This window comes from Serratia sp. Res13-Sevr-LER1-36-b (assembly GCF_015673035.1).
GTDB lineage: Bacteria > Pseudomonadota > Gammaproteobacteria > Enterobacterales > Enterobacteriaceae > Chania > Chania fonticola_C.
In genome coordinates this window covers 1-16362 of the sequence record NZ_JADACK010000039.1, presented here as the reverse complement: position 1 = coordinate 16362, position 16362 = coordinate 1, and the positions used below count along the sequence as shown (strand labels likewise).

The following is a 16362-nucleotide window of genomic DNA, read 5'->3' as shown; positions in this document are numbered from 1 at the left end:
GAATGTGCTACTAATTAAGTTCCGTTGCTAACCTCACCACCGGAACAGTGCCATAAATTAACGCCTGTAACTGTTCACAATACCCATCCGCTCTCTCCCACAGGGAGAGGGGACTGAATGTGCTACTAATTAAGTTCCGTTGCTAACCTCACCACCGGAACAGTGCCATAAATTAACGCCTGTATCTGCTCACAATACCCATCTTCTCCCTCTCCCTGTGGGAGAGGGTTGGGGTGAGGGCTTATTTCAAATCCGCGTTATCAAAGTTAAACGAGGTATCCGGCATCACGTAGAAACCGCTCAGCTGTTTGTTGTTGGCTGACAACAGGCGCTCCGTCACCAGGAAAATCCAAGGCGCATCGGCCCAAATGCGATCTTGTGCATCTTTGTACAAAGCCTGCTTCTGGGCACGATCGGTGGTGGCTAACGCATCAGCCAGATCCTTGTCGACCTGTGGATTGCTGTAGAACGCGGTGTTGAACTGCTTAGGCGGTGCGGATTGGGTGGCAAATAACGGCGTCAGCGCCCAGTCGGCTTCGCCGGTCGAGGCAGACCAGCCGGTATAGAACATACGCACGCCAGTGTCCTTCACGCCCACGCTCTCCACCTGCGCCGCACGTTGGCCAGCATCCATCGCGGTAACGGTCACTTTGACCCCAACCTGCGCCAGTTGCTGCTGAGCAAACTGCAACACTTTCTGCGCGGTGCTGTGGTTATGGGAAGACCACAGCGTGGTAGTAAACCCGTTCGGATAGCCTGCTTCTTTCAGCAGCTCACGCGCCTTGGCTGGATCGTATGGCCAAGCGTTGTAACGGGTAGCAAAATCAATGGCCGGAGGCACCGGGCCTTCCGCCGGAACGGCAAACCCAGAGAACGCCACCTTAATCAGCGCGTCCTTGTTGATCGCATAGTTCAGTGCCTGGCGTACCTTTGGGTTATCGAACGGTTTCTGCGTCACGTTCATGCTGATGTAGCGTTGCAGGATCGACGGCGCGGCCACCAGATCCAGCTTGCTGTTTTTCTCCAGCACCTTGGCTTGCTCATAAGGGATTGGGAAAGCAAAGGTCGCTTCACCGGTTTGCAGCATCGCCGCACGGGTGTTGTTATCCACTACCGGCCGCCAGGTGATGCTGTCCAGCTTCGGTAGGCCCGCTTTCCAGTAACCGTCGAATTTCTTCACTTTCACATAGTCGGTCTGGTTCCAGGTTTCAAACTGGTAAGGGCCGGTCCCCACCGGATGGAAACCGATCTCCTTGCCATACTGCTTGAGGGCCGCCGGGGAAATCATCGCCGCCGCCGGGTGTGCCAGGTTGTTGATAAACGCCGAGAATGGCGCTTTCAGCACGATCTTGACCGTGGTGGGATCGACCACTTCGGTTTTATCGATCATCTTGAACAGGTTGTAGCGTTTCAGGCGACTATCCGGGTTACTGGCGCGATCCAGGTTAACCTTGACCGCTTCGGCATCGAACGCGCTGCCGTCGTGGAATTTTACCCCCGGCTGGAGCTTGATGGTGTAGGTCAAGCCGTCTTTGCTAACGTCGTAGCTGTCTGCCAATACGTTCACCAGCTTCATATCCTTATCAAAGCCAAACAGCCCCTGATAGAAGGATTTGGCGACCGCCTGCGACAAGGTGTCGTTGGCATCGTACGGGTCGAGCGTGGTGAAGTTGGACGCTACGGCAATCACCGCATCCTTGGCAGCCCAAGCCGGGCCAGCAGCGGCGACCAGCAGTACGGCGGCCAAAACATTACGCTTGAATGTGTGCTTAGTCATAGTGCTTAACTCTCCTGAGGCAAGGCTAAAAGGCACCGGCAATAGGGTGGCGGGCCACAAAGTGCCCTGGCCCTACCTGCACTAAAGGTGCGGTAACGGGTTCATCATCCAGCCCACGGATCGGGCTGGGTATTTCATCCACCAGCAACGGCTGGCGTTTATGTGCATGGGTGGGATCGGCCACCGGCACGGCGGCCATCAGCTTACGGGTATAGGCGTGCTGCGGGTTTTCAAACACCGCGCGGCGTGGGCCGATCTCCACAATCTGGCCCAGATACATCACCGCGACACGATGGCAGACTCGTTCCACTACCGCCATATCGTGGGAAATAAACAGAAATGCGATGCCCAATTCACGCTGTAAATCGAGCAGCAGATTGACAATTTGCGCCTGGATCGACACATCCAACGCGGAGACCGCCTCATCGGCAATCACCACTTTCGGGTTGAGTGCCAACGCACGGGCAATGCAAATACGTTGGCGTTGACCACCGGAGAACTCATGCGGATAACGCCGCGCATGTTCCGGCTTCAGCCCCACCCGCTCCAATAACCAGGCTACCCGTTTTTCGGCCTCCGCCCCGCGAGCGACGTTGTGCACCAGCAAAGGCTCCATGATGGAGAAACCAACGGTGAGCCGTGGGTCCAGGGAAGCGTAAGGGTCTTGAAAGATAAACTGAATATCACGGCGTAAATGCTGTAAGGCAGAGCCTTTCAAGCGGTTGATCTGTTGGCCGTTGAAAGTAATGGTGCCGCGTTGGCTATCGACCAGCTTCAACAGTGAACGGCCAGTGGTGGATTTGCCACAGCCAGATTCGCCGACCAACCCCAGCGTTTCGCCGGGATAGAGGTCAAAGCTGATATTTTCCACCGCATGCACACGGCGCGTGACGCGGTTGAGAATGCCGCTGCGCAGATCGAAGCGCGTGACCAGATTTTCTACCTGCAAGATCGGCGTAGCTCCTGCGGGTATGGTGTCTTGCGGCTGGTCATTATCGTCAACGCCAGCTAACGGAAATTTTGCCGGGAAGTCTTTATCTGCCATCGCGCCCAGCTGCGGTACGGCGGCCAACAAAGCTTGAGTGTAAGGCTGCTGCGGAGCGGCAAACAACGAGCGCACCTCCCCTTGTTCCACCTTTTCGCCTTGGTGCATCACCAGTACCCGATCGGCAATCTCCGCCACCACGCCCATATCGTGCGTAATGAAGATCACACCCATGTGCATTTCCTGCTGCAACACGCGGATCAGCTGCAGGATTTGCGCCTGAATGGTGACGTCCAGCGCGGTGGTAGGTTCATCGGCAATCAGCAGCGCCGGTTTGCACGACAGCGCCATGGCAATCATCACCCGCTGGCGCATCCCGCCAGACAGTTGATGCGGATAGCGGCCAAGGACGTTTTTGGCCTCGGGAATACGCACCAGATCGAGCATACGCAGTGCTTCACGTTTGGCACTGCGGTGATCCATACCCTGATGCAGACGCAGAGATTCGGCGATCTGCTCCCCCACCGGAAACACCGGGTTGAGCGAGGTCATCGGTTCTTGAAAAATCATCGCCATATCAGCGCCGCGTAAAGTTCGCAAGGTGCTCTGTTTAGCCTTGGCCAGATCGAGCACCTGACCGTTACGCCGGCGAAAATGCATCGCGCCGCTGGTCAACTCACCGCCGCCCTGCTCGACCAGACGCATCAACGCCAGTGAGGTGACCGACTTGCCAGAACCAGATTCTCCAACGATTGCCAGAGTTTCGCCACGATCGACGTCGAAATCCAGATGGCGCACCGCCTCAATGACGTCGCCTTCTTGGCGGAATTGTACGCACAGATCGCTCACCGCCAAGACGCGCTCGGGCGGTAAAATCAGCCCACGTTCTGCCTGTGGCTGGATGGCCGTATCGGTCATTTGCCCTCCCGGCAAGCATTCAGCGGTAGATACCTACGGAAGGGGCATCGCCGACATAGCCGAAACCGCGATACATTCCTTCACTGTTAAACGGCAGTGCGACGTTGCCAAAACGATCGATGGCAATCAGCCCGCCGCTACCGCCCAGTGCCAACAGCTTTTCCATCACCACTTTATCGCAGGCCTGTTGCAGGGTTAGACCGGCATATTCAATCAGTGCAGACACGTCGTAGGCCGCGACGGTGCGCATAAAGATTTCGCCGGTACCGGTGCTGGAGACAGCCACCGTGGCGTTGTTGGCATAGCAACCGGCACCAATAATCGGCGTATCACCAATGCGCCCTGCCGCCTTATTGGTCATGCCGCCGGTTGAGGTGGCCGCTGCCAGGTTGCCCAAGGCATCCAGCGCTACCGCCCCCACGGTGCCAAATTTGCGATCGGGATCCAGTGGGTCACCGCTGAGCGCCGCCGCACCGTCGTGATCGAGCAACACCCGGCCCTGCTCTGCCTGAGCACGGTGCAGTTGGTCAAAACGTTCCTGGGTAAAGAAGAAATCGGGATCGACCATTTCCAGGCCGTGATTGGCGGCAAATCTTTCTGCCCCTTCCCCGCCAAACAGCACATGAGTGCTGTTTTCCAGCACCGTACGCGCGGCAAGTACCGGGTTACGTATCCGGCTGACCCCGGCGACCGCCCCGGCATCACAGGTACGGCCATCCATCACGCAGGCATCCAGCTCATGAGTGCCTTGGTGGGTAAATACCGAGCCTTTACCTGCGTTGAACAGCGGGCACTCTTCCAGCAGCCTGACTGCCTCCGTTACCGCGTCCAGTGCGCTGCCGCCTGCGGCCAGAATAGCCTGCCCGGCAGCCACAATGTCGGAAAGCGCCTGGATATAATCTTGTTCTTTCTCTGCACTCAATGCCGCACGGGTAATTGCGCCCGCACCACCATGAATGGCAATCACTGGTTTGCTCATTGGCCTGACACCTGTATCTATCCGCGGCAATTCAAGCAGGTACCGCATGAAAATGGAGAGAGAATTATTATTTAGCCTTTTTCGACTATATTTAGCCCGGCAATCGATGTAAAGCACAAAGTCGTCGCCAAGCATTAAGCGTAGCCTGCTTAGACTATTTTGTGCATTGAAAGAGCCAAATGTTATAAAAACAGTGGGTTATCTGGCTTTTCATTTACCGCTGACAGATTTAACCGGCCTATTGGCGGCAGCAGGAAATAGCCCGGTTTGGTTCATGTTTAATAAGCGTTATCCCATGCCCCTCTCCGCTATTCCCCGCTTACACGCCAATGAAAAATATTTAGAAACCCGATCCCGGTTGTTGCAGAAATTCCTGCTCCTCAAGCGTAGATTCCCGGCCTAATATCTCGTTACGATGGGGATAACGTCCAAAACGATCGATTATGGCTTTATGACGTATTTCAAACTCCAACTGGTCACCATTATTTAATTGGCGAAACAGCTCTAACGCCTGCTGGTGGATCAAGGCGGATTCGGAATGCATAAACGGCAAATAGAGGAAGCCGCGCTGCTCGACCGTCAGGTTTTCACATAATCCAGTGGCAATCGCTTCCTGAGCCAGCACCAGCGCCATTCCGTCACAAGCAAAGGAGCGTGGCGTGTTGCGAAACAGATTACGGCTGAACTGATCGAGCACGATGATTTCCGCCAGTCTGCCTTTGATGGTTGCGCGCCAATGCGCCAGTTCCCCTTGGGATGCCGCCTGCCACAGTTGGCCAAAGCGGGTGTGCAGCACACGATCGAACTCATCGTCCTTTTTAAACCACATGACTGGGTCGATCTCTTCGAACCAAAAATCCAGTACGTGCTGGTGCATCACTGTCTCCTGTTATTGATTTCAATACGTTAACCAGGTTTCTCCACCACGGCGTTATCTGCCATAATAGCCCTACTTTGCCGAAAAATTCGCGCACGCCGATTACGGAGTTTTGTTTATGGATCACTGTCATACTTCTGACCTCATTTCTCTTGAGCAGGCACTGGAGAAAATGCTCTCCCAGATCGCGCCACTGCAACAGAGCGAATCTATCGCCTTGACCAGCGCAGCCGGGCGCATTACCGCCGCCCCGGTGGTCTCCCCTATCGATGTTCCGCCCTTCGCCAACTCGGCAATGGACGGCTACGTAGTACGTCTAAGTGACCTGAACGGCGACTCTCCTTTACCGGTAGCGGGTAAAGCCTTTGCCGGTGCTCCGTTTACGGATACTTGGCTTGCCAACACCTGCGTACGCATCATGACCGGAGCACCAATTCCAGCCGGCGCGGATGCGGTGATCATGCAAGAGCAGGCTGAAGTGACCGAGGCTGGAGTGCGTTTCAACGCCCCGGTAAACGCCGGGCAAAATATCCGTTTGGCGGGGGAAGATATCCTGCGCGGGGCGAGCGTGCTACCCGCTGGGATCACCCTGGGGGCAGCACAGCTGCCATTACTGGCCTCATTGGGCGTGGCCGATGTCCAGGTGATGCGTAAATTGAAGGTGGCGGTATTCTCTACCGGTGACGAATTGCAGCCGGTCGGCCAGCCACTGCAAGCCGGGCAGATCTACGACACCAACCGCTTTGCCGTACGCCTGATGCTGGAACAGCTCGGCTGCACGGTGATCGATCTGGGGATTATTCGTGATAATCAGGAAGCATTACGCGCGGCCTTTATCCAGGCGGATAGCGAGGCCGACGTGGTGATCAGCAGCGGCGGCGTTTCCGTCGGTGAAGCCGATTACACCAAGCAGATGCTGGATGAACTGGGCAAAGTCAGCTTCTGGAAGCTGGCCATCAAGCCGGGCAAACCTTTTGCTTTCGGCAAGCTCCAGCACGCCTGGTTCTGTGGCCTACCTGGCAACCCGGTCTCTGCTGCTTTGACTTTCTATCAACTGGTGCAACCGCTGCTGGCCAAGCTGGCCGGTCACACCGAATGGCAACTGCCACCCCGCCTGAAAGCTCGCGCTCTGACGCCACTGAAAAAGTCGCCGGGTCGCCTCGATTTCCAGCGCGGTATCTTCACCAGCAATGCCCAAGGCGAGCTGGAAGTGAGCACCACCGGCCATCAGGGTTCCCACGTGTTCAGCTCATTCAGCCAGGGTAACTGCTTTATCGTGCTGGAGCGCGAACGTGGCTCGGTGGCCGCTGGTGAGACAGTAGAGATCGAACCTTTCAATGCGTTGCTGAGGAACTGAACATGCTGCCGGAATTAACCGATGCACAAGCGCTGCGCTACAACCGCCAGATCGTACTGCGGGGTTTCGACTTCGACGGTCAGGAAAAGCTGCAGGCGGCGCACGTGCTGATCGTTGGGCTTGGCGGGCTGGGCTGTGCGGCGGCGCCTTATTTGGCTGCCGCTGGCGTCGGCCATCTGACGCTGGTTGATTTCGACACGGTTTCCCTCTCCAATCTACAGCGCCAGATCCTGCACCGGGATGACCGCATTGGTATGGAGAAGGTCGAATCCGCCCGCATTGAGCTGAGCGCCATCAATCCTCATATCCGTATTGATACCCTAGACACACAGCTGGATGACGAGCAAATGGCGGCGCAGATTGCCGCTTGCGACGTGGTACTGGACTGTACCGATAACGTGGCGACCCGCGATATGCTCAACCACCTGTGCCATGCACAGCGTAAACCGCTGGTATCAGGAGCCGCTATCCGCATGGAGGGCCAGCTCAGCGTCTTTACCTATCAACCGGAACAGCCCTGCTATCGCTGCCTGAGCAGGCTGTTTGGGGAAAACGCGCTGACCTGCGTTGAAGCGGGCGTGATGGCCCCTTTAGTCGGCACTATCGGTACATTACAGGCGATGGAAGCCATCAAGTTGTTGGCAAACTATGGCCAGCCTTTGGTGGGGAAGTTGTTGATGTTTGATGCGATGAGCATGCAGTTTCGCGAGATGAAGCTGCCGAAGGATCCGCGGTGTGAGGTGTGTGGTAAAGATGCGGCCCCTCACCCTAGCCCTCTCCCAAAGGGAGAGGGAACGGATTGAGTTCGTTAATTCTTCTGCGTAATACCTATCTTTCTCTACTCATCACGTTCCGAAGCAGTACGGGCTAACCTATCGCTCTGGACTGCTCCCTCTCCCTGTGGGAGAGGGAACGGGTTGAGTTCGTTAATTCTTCTGCGTATTACCTATCTTTCTCTACTCATCACGTTTTGAAGCAGTACGAGCTAACCAATCGCTCTGGACTGCTCCCTCTCACTGTGGGAGAGGGTTGGGATGAGGGGCGACTCGAAGGGATCAGTTGATACCCTGGCTACGCAGGTAGTCTTCGTAGTTGCCGGTAAAGTCGATCACCTTGTTCGGGGTCATTTCCAGAACGCGTGTGGCCAGCGAGCTAACGAACTCACGGTCGTGGGAAACGAAGATCAGGGTACCTTCATACATTTCCAACGCCATGTTCAGTGACTCGATGGATTCCATATCCATGTGGTTGGTCGGTTCATCCATGATCAGGATGTTCGGGCGCTGCATCATGATCTTGCCGAACAGCATACGGCCCTTCTCACCACCGGACAGCACTTTTACGCGCTTCTTGATATCGTCCTGGCTGAACAACAGGCGGCCAAGAATGCTGCGTACCGCCTGCTCATCGTCCTTTTCCTGCTTCCACTGGCTCATCCAGTCGAACACACTCAGGGTTTCATCGAACTCGTATTCGTGATCCTGTGCGTAGTAACCGATCTTGGCGTTTTCAGACCATTTCACGCTGCCGTTATCCGGTTGCAGGTCACCCACCAGCGTTTTCAGCAGGGTAGATTTACCGATACCGTTGGCACCCAGGATCGCCACTTTCTCGCCTACTTCAACCATCAGGTTGAGTTTGCTGAACAGCGGGCCGTTGTCGAAGCCTTTGGCCAGCGCTTCCACTTCCAGCGCGTTACGGAACAGTTTCTTGTCCTGTTCAAAACGAATGAACGGGTTCTGACGGCTAGAGGCTTTCACCTCTTCCAACTGGATCTTGTCGATCTGGCGGGCACGGGAGGTAGCCTGCTTGGATTTTGAGGCGTTGGCGCTGAAGCGGCTAACGAAGGATTGCAATTCGTTAATCTGCGCCTTCTTTTTGGCGTTGTCAGACATCAGGCGCTCACGAGCCTGGGTAGCCGCCGTCATGTATTCGTCGTAGTTGCCTGGATAGACACGCAGTTCGCCGTAGTCCAGATCCGCCATGTGGGTACAAACCATGTTCAGGAAGTGACGGTCGTGCGAAATGATGATCATGGTGCTGTTACGTTCGTTCAGCACCTGCTCCAGCCAGCGAATGGTATCGATGTCCAGGTTGTTCGTTGGTTCGTCGAGCAGCAGGATTTCCGGATCGGAGAACAGGGCCTGAGCCAACAGGACACGCAGTTTGAAGCCGGGAGCGATCTCGCTCATCGGGCCATAATGCTGTTCTACCGGGATCCCCACGCCGAGCAGCAACTCCCCGGCACGTGCTTCTGCGGTGTAGCCATCCATCTCGCCATAGGCCACTTCCAGATCGGCCACTTTATAACCGTCTTCTTCGCTCATCTCCGCCATGGCATAGATGCGGTCGCGCTCTTCCTTCACCGCCCACAGTTCGGTGTGGCCCATGATCACGGTGTCCAGCACGCTGAACTGTTCAAAAGCGAACTGATCCTGGCGCAGTTTACCCAGGCGCTCATTCGGATCCAGGAACACGTTACCGCCGCTCGGCGCCAGATCGCCACCGAGGATTTTCATGAACGTCGATTTACCGCAGCCGTTGGCTCCGATCAGACCATAGCGGTTACCGCCGCCAAATTTGACAGAGATGTTTTCAAACAACGGCTTACTGCCGAACTGCATAGTGATGTTGTTAGTGCTTAACACAGCGCTCGCTCTTAATTTGATTGGGAATGTGATTTGGCGCGCATTATGCCATAACGCAACACAGAGATCGTGGGAAGTTTTGGTGAAGATTTGCTCGGCGCTCGGGGTGTGGAGATATTCGCCAGCTAAATATCCCCATCAGAACGAATTAACGGATAACCAAACCCGTCACTTTTTTAGCCCATTTCCTTGACCTGATCTTGCAACATCGCAATCAACGCCCGTGAAGCTGCACTGCGGTAGCCCTCTTTGCGTTGCAACACCACAGCATGGCGTTCGGGCATGGGAACCGACAGCTTAATCGGCAGCAGCAGCGGATTACTCCGTGCAATGGCCTGCGGCAGAATGGTCGCGAGCTGGCCGTGGCGCACAATCTCGACGATGGCGCTAATCGCATTCGCCTCCATGGCAACCTGAGGATGGATCGCGTGCTGCTGGCAATATTCGTCCACGTAGTGACGCGTGGCGAAGTCACCGTTGAGTAGCACCAATGGCACCTGTTGCACCTCCGCTACGTTCAAGGCAGCGCGGTGCTTGGTAAGCTGATGCCCCTTCCCCACCATCAGTTGCAGCCGCTCCGTGAACAGCCTGGTCGCGGCTATATCCGCAGAGTGAACCGGCTCGAAGGCAATCCCGAGATCCAATTGGTCATCGCACAATAACGCCTCCATCTTATCCTGCGTCATTTCACGGATATTCAGCGTAATACCTGGGTAGCGCCGGTAAAAGCCGTCGACCAACGGGCCAATCAGGTAGGAGGTAAAGGTCGGCGTCATGGCCAAGCGCAGGTTGCCGCGTTCCAACGTCGCGACATCCTGAATGGCCCGCTTGCCAGCATCCAGATCCTGTAATGCCAACCGGGCATAGCGCATCCATGCCTGACCCGCATCGGTGAGTTGCACCCTCCGCCCGGAACGGTCAAACAGTTCTACCTGTAACGTCTCTTCCAACTGTTTGATCTGCTGTGACAAGGTGGGCTGAGAAACATGCAGCACCTCCGCCGCCCGGGTAAAGTTCCCCTGCTCGGCTACCGCCAAAAAGTAACGTATGTGCCGCAGTAACATAACGCCTCAACTATTAGTTATCCCTATCGTGACGATTATAAATGAGTCTTGGAACCTATAGCTAGAAAAGTCCATTCTTGCCTCCATTGAAAGCAAGCCACACATTGATGGAGTCACCATGCAAGAGGTTATTGACGGTTTTCTGAAGTTCAAGCGCGAGGCTTTTGTTGAGCGTACAGAGCTGTTCAAACGTCTGGCTACCAGCCAGAACCCGCGCACCCTATTTATCTCATGTTCCGACAGCCGATTGGTGCCGGAGCTGATCACCCAACGCGAACCAGGCGACCTGTTCGTCATCCGCAACGCAGGCAATATCGTCCCTTCTTTCGGGCCAGAGCCCGGTGGTGTTTCAGCCTCGGTGGAATATGCCGTTGCTGCGCTTGGCGTAGAGGATATCGTGATTTGCGGCCATTCCGATTGCGGCGCCATGACCGCCATTGCCACCTGCAAATGCCTGGATCACATGCCCACCGTGGCCAACTGGCTGCGCTATGCCGATGCCGCCAAGGCGGTCAATCAGGCCAATGAACACGCCAGCGAGCACGATCGTATTAATTCGATGGTGCGAGAAAATGTCATCGCCCAGCTCACCAACCTGAAAACTCACCCTTCGGTCGCGCTAGCGCTTGATCGAGGCAATCTGCGGCTGCATGGCTGGATCTACGATATCGCCACCGGCTGTATAGACGCATTAGATGGCAATACCCGCCGTTTCGTACCGCTGGCGAGCAACCCGAGCGTCACCGCCAGCCCAGCCATGCAACGTTTCTAACCTATTAATCATCAAGAGGATTTCACATGACACAATCTCTACAAAACACTTGCGCACGCCAGAACCTGACCGACATCATCATGGATGCCAAAGTCCGCCAAGGCCTGACCTTTGAGGCGATTAACCAAGGCACCGGCTTGAGCCTGGCGTTCGTCACCGCCGCACTGCTTGGCCAACACCCGTTGCCGGAACAGGCCGCCCGCGTGGTTGCAGCAAAATTGGGTTTGGATGAAGATGCGGTGCGCCTGCTGCAAGCCATCCCGGTACGCGGCAGTATCCCCGGCGGTGTGCCGACCGACCCGACTATTTATCGTTTCTACGAGATGGTGCAGATCTACGGCTCAACCCTGCGGGCGCTGGTACATGAACAATTTGGTGACGGGGTGATCAGCGCGATCAACTTCAAGCTGGATATCAAAAAGGTCCAGGACCCCGATGGCGGTGAACGTGCGGTGATCACGCTGGATGGTAAGTACCTGCCAACCAAGCCATTTTAAGCATTAAGTTATCAAATTATTAAGTTAATACAATCCAGCGCCGGAACCTCGGCGCTGGATCATTCAACCATGAAAACGGAGGCTATCCGCCGGAGCCTGCTCACGCGGTTCTAACCCATAATCCCGCACCACCTCTGCCACCCGCAGCCGGTAATATTCCAACACCTCATGCCTGCCACGCGCCTGGGCCTGACGGTGTTGCTCCAGGTTGCGCCACTGCTGTACCGCCGCCTCATCACGCCAGAACGACAGCGATAACAACTTGTCCGGCTCGCTCAAGCTCTGAAAACGTTCGATAGAGATAAAGCCGTCAATTTCTGCCAGCAACGGTTTCAGCTCCGCCGCCAACTCTAGATAGGTTTCCCGCTGCCCAGCGGCAGCCCGTAGTTCAAAAATCACCGCGATCATCATCGTTCTCCTCGGCAGTATAAAATTCAGGTACACGCGCATTTTGCGAAACACGCCAGCGAAAATGGCCTAACAGTTCGGGCTTAAGGTTGAGTTTGGATAAATGGCCGATCCCCACCAAGGCGATCAACCGTGCCCAACGTTCTCCTGGGCAACGATGAGCACCATGACCAAAGGCAAAACTCTCCTGCGGCGTTTTCAACTGCACCAATACGCTCTGCCCCACCGCCAGCGTTTGACCATCAAGCAACGTAGCCTGTCGCGCAAACCTGCGGGTAGTATGGATCGGCGGAGTTTGCTGCAACACCGCCTGGATCAACACCTCTGCCGGTTGATGGCGCTGACTTGTCAGTAACAGCGTCTGGCCGATTAATCCGGCGGTCCCCTCACAGGCTTGGAACAGTAGCCCGATGGCATTGGCTATCGCCGGAGCACGATCGCCAATGTATTGGCACAATTGATAGAACAGCGGCCCATCGGCCTGCTGCATACGAGTTTGCAATTTTCCGGCGGCAATGGCCCCCGCAGCCATCTGCTCTGCGCTACCGCCAGGAGCAATACAGCGCACAAAGTCCAACACCTCATCCACCAAGGCAGATCGATCCTGATGGGCCACGCCCAATAAGTCAGCCAGCACGCAAATCGGCAAAGCGTAGTTAAACCGGGTGAGTTGCTCTGCCGTTGTCAAACCGGCCGCTAACCGTTGAGCCACGCAAGCCGTAGTCTGGCGGATGTCATCGTCTGTGAACGTGGCCAGAGTCGCCTCGATCGCCCCCTTTAATTCACGCTGTCCGGCACCATCATTCATACGTACCAGAGAGGCGAAAATCGATTGAGCGGGCGTCCCAATTAAAGCTGCGGGCACCGGCTCATCCTTGGGGCGAACGCCGAGGTGAGGATGGGTTAAGGCTTCACGCACCGCTTGCCGCGATGCAACTGAAAAGGGGCAGGCCGCCATGGCAATTTCCTTCAGATGAGAATAGAGAGCAGCCATTGTCGGGTTAGACGTGCAGCAATACTTCGGTTATTCTCGAAGTATGAATGACAATACGCTTGAAGACCGCCTGGCCGCATTGACGGCCGCTATCGCCGATCGCACCCGAGCGCGCATGCTGTGCCTGCTGATGGATGGGCGCGCCTATACCGCAACGGAACTGAGTGCAGCGGTGGACGTCGCGGCCTCCACCGCCAGCAGTCATCTGGCACGTTTGCAGGAACAGAATCTGATCGGCTGTGTCAAACAGGGCCGCAATCGCTTTTACCGTCTGGCGGGCAAGCCGGTGGCCGACATGCTGGAAAGCCTGATGGCGTTGGCCGGTGTAGAACGCCCGACGGTCAAAAGTAGCACTCCGGCCTCATTACGTTATGCACGAACCTGCTATGACCACATGGCAGGTGAGATCGCGGTCCAATTACATCATCAGTTGCTGGCACGGGCCTGGCTAATCGGGGATAACGACTATCAGCTTAGTGAGGCTGGGCAGGCTGCCTTGACACAGTTGGGTATCGATTGCTCCCCAGCCCCGACCCGGCGGCGCTTTGCCTGCGATTGTCTGGACTGGAGCGAACGCAAGGCTCACCTCGGTGGCGCTCTGGGCGCTGCCATATTGGCCGCATTTGAAAAGCGCGGATGGGTTCAGCGCCAGCTAGACAGCCGTGAGCTGCAACTGACCGCCGCCGGTAGAAAAGCGCTGAGCGCACATTTTGGCCTGGCGCTTTGAATGCCTGACGCGCTAGCTTAGCTGCCATACTCAATGGGTTTACCTGTTGACGATCCCGTCATATCCGAGGAGTTATCATGTCCGATATTAACCAATTCCCGATCGCCAAACGTTGGCCCGCCAAGCATCCAGAACGGTTACAACTCTACTCGCTGCCGACCCCTAACGGAGTGAAAGTCTCCATCATGCTCGAAGAGATCGGCCTACCCTATGAGGCACACCTGATCGATATCGGCAAAAATGAAACCTGGACGCCGGAGTTCCTGTCGCTCAACCCTAACGGTAAAATCCCGGCGATCCTCGATCCTGCCGGCCCTGACGGTAAACCGTTAGCGCTATTCGAGTCCGGGGCTATCCTGCTGTATCTGGCAGAGAAATGCGGTCAGTTGTTACCCAAGGATCCCGCGCAGCGTTATGAAACCATCCAGTGGGTGTTTTTCCAGATGGCGTCCGTTGGGCCAATGTTCGGTCAGCTAGGCTTCTTCCACAAATTCGCCGGACGTGAATATGAAGACAAACGGCCATTTGAACGCTACCAGAAGGAGTCCAAACGGCTGCTGGGTGTGCTTGAAGAACGGCTGCAAGGGCGCGATTGGATCATGGGTAAGGAATACACCATTGCCGATATCTCCCTGCTCGGCTGGGTACGCAACCTGATCGGTTTTTATGAGGCCCGCGACGTGGTGGAGTTCGATAATTTCCCAGTCGTTGGCCAATGGCTGGAACGCGGATTGGCAAGGCCAGCCGTACAGCGCGGCATCAATATTCCTGCCCGCCAAGCCTGATAACCCATTGGGATAGCCAGGAAAGGCTATCCCTCTTCCCACGTCTCTCGTCATAAAAATGTCACTTTCCTGCTCTACTCTCCCCTGTAACAAAATAATGCCAACCGTATTTTTGTATTACGACAAGGAGCTCTACCCATGCAGCAGTCCGTTTCCCTGATCACCGGTGCCGTATTATCCGCTCTGTTATGCTCCACCGCCCTGGCCGACAACAATCAACTCAACAACCGCGCGGCTCGTGGCGATATTACCGAACCCGGCGGTGCACGCCGTTTGGCAGGCGATCAAACCGCCGCCCTGCAAGCTTCGCTGTCGAATAAAACCGCCAAAAACGTAATCCTGCTAATCGGCGACGGCATGGGCGATTCGGAAATCACCGGTGCACGCAACTATGCCGAAGGCGCAGGCGGTTATTTCAAGGGGATCGATGCCCTGCCGCTGACCGGCCAATACACCCACTACTCGCTGGATAAGAAAAGCCATAAACCGGACTACGTCACCGACTCTGCCGCCTCGGCCACCGCCTGGGCTACCGGCGTCAAAACCTACAACGGCGCGTTGGGCGTGGATGTGAATGGCAAAGATCAACCGACGATTTTGGAACTGGCCAAGGCCGCAGGTAAAGCCACAGGCAACGTATCAACGGCGGAACTGCAAGATGCCACACCTGCGGCACTGGTTTCGCACGTAACCTCGCGCAAGTGCTACGGCCCAGAGGAGACCAGTGAGCAATGTGCCAGCAACGCGCTTGAAAACGGCGGGCACGGATCAATCACCGAGCAGTTGATTAAAACCCGTGCCGACGTCACGCTAGGCGGTGGGGCAAAATCCTTCGCTCAGTTGGCGAAAAGCGGTGAATGGCAGGGGAAAACGCTGAAAGCCCAAGCCGCCGCGTTAGGCTACCAATGGGTGGAGGATGCCGAAAGTCTGAACGCGATTAACCTCGCCAATCAGCAAAAGCCGTTGTTAGGCCTGTTTGCGCCAGGCAATATGCCAGTACGCTGGAAGGGGCCAAAAGCGTCCTACCACGGTAATCTCGATCAGCCTGCGGTGACCTGTGAGAATAACCCAGAGCGCGGCACCAATGTGCCAACGCTGGCGGCGATGACCGAGAAAGCCCTCGAGCTGCTGAAGAACAACCCCAACGGTTTCTTCCTGCAGGTGGAAGGGGCGTCCATCGACAAACAGGATCATGATGCCAACCCATGCGGCCAGTTTGGCGAAACGGTCGATCTGGATGAGGCAGTACAAAAAGCGTTGGAGTTCGCCCGCGCCGATGGTAATACCCTGGTGATCGTCACCGCCGACCACGCTCATTCCAGCCAGATTATTGCCGCCAAGGCCAAGGCACCGGGGCTGACCCAATCATTAACCACCAAAGACGGCGCGGTGATGACCATCAGCTATGGCAACTCGGAAGAAGGCTCTCAGGGCCATACCGGTACTCAGTTGCGCGTTGCCGCTTATGGCCCGCATGCCGCCAACATTGTGGGGCTGACCGATCAGACCGACCTGTTCTTCACCATGCGCGACGCCATGAACATCAAGTGAACCAGAGGGGCGTGTTCCCCTCA

Annotated in this window: 15 protein-coding genes; 7 read left to right on the top strand and 8 right to left on the bottom strand. The window is 56.0% G+C overall.

The window, feature by feature from the left end:
- Positions 1–241 precede the first annotated feature (241 nt).
- From gsiB to IMQ33_RS23710, 4 genes are all read right to left on the bottom strand, one after another.
- Positions 242–1777, bottom strand: coding sequence for a glutathione ABC transporter substrate-binding protein GsiB (gsiB, locus tag IMQ33_RS23725; protein WP_196062790.1), 1536 nt, complete (start codon positions 1775–1777; stop codon positions 242–244).
- Between the two features lie 25 nt (positions 1778–1802).
- Positions 1803–3680, bottom strand: a complete 1878-nt coding sequence (locus IMQ33_RS23720) for a dipeptide ABC transporter ATP-binding protein (RefSeq protein ID WP_098927993.1) — start codon at positions 3678–3680, stop codon at positions 1803–1805.
- Positions 3681–3699: 19 nt separating this feature from the next.
- Positions 3700–4659: an isoaspartyl peptidase/L-asparaginase family protein gene (locus IMQ33_RS23715; protein WP_161739949.1), complete on the bottom strand. Its 960-nt coding sequence runs from the start codon at positions 4657–4659 to the stop codon at positions 3700–3702.
- 340 nt (positions 4660–4999) lie between these two features.
- A complete protein-coding gene (locus tag IMQ33_RS23710; protein ID WP_065686888.1) occupies positions 5000–5536 on the bottom strand; it encodes a DUF924 family protein in 537 nt (178 codons plus the stop codon).
- Between the two features lie 118 nt (positions 5537–5654).
- On the opposite strand from IMQ33_RS23710, the gene moeA reads away from it, so the two are divergent.
- Both moeA and moeB read left to right on the top strand, forming a co-directional pair.
- Positions 5655–6893, top strand: coding sequence for a molybdopterin molybdotransferase MoeA (gene moeA, locus IMQ33_RS23705; protein WP_196062789.1), 1239 nt, complete (start codon positions 5655–5657; stop codon positions 6891–6893).
- A 2-nt stretch (positions 6894–6895) separates the two neighbouring features.
- Positions 6896–7696, top strand: a complete 801-nt coding sequence (moeB, locus tag IMQ33_RS23700) for a molybdopterin-synthase adenylyltransferase MoeB (RefSeq protein WP_196062788.1) — start codon at positions 6896–6898, stop codon at positions 7694–7696.
- A gap of 252 nt (positions 7697–7948) precedes the next feature.
- Here the strand turns inward: moeB and IMQ33_RS23695 are convergent, their stop codons facing one another.
- Positions 7949–9541 carry an ABC-F family ATPase gene (locus IMQ33_RS23695; protein ID WP_071784492.1) on the bottom strand — a complete coding sequence of 531 codons (1593 nt, stop codon included), beginning with the start codon at positions 9539–9541 and terminating at the stop codon, positions 7949–7951.
- Positions 9542–9717: 176 nt separating this feature from the next.
- Positions 9718–10605, bottom strand: a complete 888-nt coding sequence (cynR, locus tag IMQ33_RS23690) for a transcriptional regulator CynR (protein ID WP_024531254.1) — start codon at positions 10603–10605, stop codon at positions 9718–9720.
- 118 nt (positions 10606–10723) lie between these two features.
- Between cynR and IMQ33_RS23685 the strand changes: the two genes are divergently transcribed.
- Both IMQ33_RS23685 and cynS read left to right on the top strand, forming a co-directional pair.
- Positions 10724–11377 (top strand): carbonic anhydrase, encoded by a 654-nt coding sequence (locus IMQ33_RS23685; RefSeq protein WP_196062787.1) that lies wholly within the window; start codon positions 10724–10726, stop codon positions 11375–11377.
- A gap of 26 nt (positions 11378–11403) precedes the next feature.
- Positions 11404–11874, top strand: a complete 471-nt coding sequence (gene cynS / locus IMQ33_RS23680; RefSeq protein WP_024531253.1) for a cyanase — start codon at positions 11404–11406, stop codon at positions 11872–11874.
- 63 nt (positions 11875–11937) lie between these two features.
- Here cynS and IMQ33_RS23675 read toward each other — a convergent pair whose 3' ends face one another.
- Together IMQ33_RS23675 and IMQ33_RS23670 are read right to left on the bottom strand one after the other, a co-directional pair.
- A complete protein-coding gene (locus IMQ33_RS23675; protein WP_024531252.1) occupies positions 11938–12282 on the bottom strand; it encodes an antibiotic biosynthesis monooxygenase in 345 nt (114 codons plus the stop codon).
- Positions 12263–13240, bottom strand: coding sequence for a cytochrome P450 (locus IMQ33_RS23670; RefSeq protein ID WP_196062786.1), 978 nt, complete (start codon positions 13238–13240; stop codon positions 12263–12265). Before IMQ33_RS23670 ends, IMQ33_RS23675 begins: the two co-directional genes overlap by 20 nt.
- Before the next feature lie 79 nt (positions 13241–13319).
- Here IMQ33_RS23670 and IMQ33_RS23665 point away from each other — a divergent pair, with 79 nt between their 5' ends.
- From IMQ33_RS23665 to phoA, 3 genes are all read left to right on the top strand, one after another.
- On the top strand, positions 13320–14003 hold the full coding sequence (locus IMQ33_RS23665; protein WP_074031722.1) for a helix-turn-helix transcriptional regulator: 684 nt from the start codon (positions 13320–13322) through the stop codon (positions 14001–14003).
- Between the two features lie 77 nt (positions 14004–14080).
- A complete protein-coding gene (locus IMQ33_RS23660; RefSeq protein WP_024531249.1) occupies positions 14081–14788 on the top strand; it encodes a glutathione S-transferase N-terminal domain-containing protein in 708 nt (235 codons plus the stop codon).
- A gap of 138 nt (positions 14789–14926) precedes the next feature.
- Entirely contained in the window at positions 14927–16339 is a 1413-nt protein-coding gene (gene phoA, locus IMQ33_RS23655; RefSeq protein ID WP_196062785.1) for an alkaline phosphatase, read from the top strand.
- Positions 16340–16362 lie beyond the last annotated feature (23 nt).